Origin of the sequence: Microbacterium ureisolvens (assembly GCF_019511645.1) — a bacterium.
Lineage (GTDB): Bacteria > Actinomycetota > Actinomycetes > Actinomycetales > Microbacteriaceae > Microbacterium > Microbacterium ureisolvens_A.
In genome coordinates this window covers 1-419 of the sequence record NZ_JAEUAX010000039.1, presented here as the reverse complement: position 1 = coordinate 419, position 419 = coordinate 1, and the positions used below count along the sequence as shown (strand labels likewise).

The 419-nt window shown below is 59.9% G+C and carries 1 pseudogene; it reads right to left on the bottom strand.

Annotated elements, in window-relative coordinates:
- A pseudogene (locus tag JNB61_RS19880) lies at nt 1–419 on the bottom strand (hypothetical protein); the annotation flags it as partial.

Here is a 419-nt window from a genome sequence, read left to right as displayed (position 1 = left end):
GCGCCGCAGCGCGAGCTCGCGTAGCGCCTGCAGCGTCCTGTCGGTAGCAGTCGCTAGCCGCGCAAACTCCTCCAGGTTCGAGCGCAACAAGGCCTCATATTCTTCGGCGCTGCGAGGGGCAATCAATGTCACTTCTGTTTGCAAGGCGAGAGTATGCAGCGGAGTGCGCAAGTCGTGATTGAGATCGGTGTAAATTGAGCGCACAGCCGCCACGGTCTCTTCGTGCTTCGACGAAACGTCGCGCAAGGCATCGACCAACGGTTGAACTTCGGTCGGTATGCTTCCCGACAGCGAAAGATGAACAATCCCAAAGGCTGTCTGATCGCCCTTGGCTGCGAGGCACCGCATTGGCGACAGGCTGCGCGAGACCAGACGATGGGTGCACATACCCACAATCAGCGGCAGGATCAGCGCCCAGA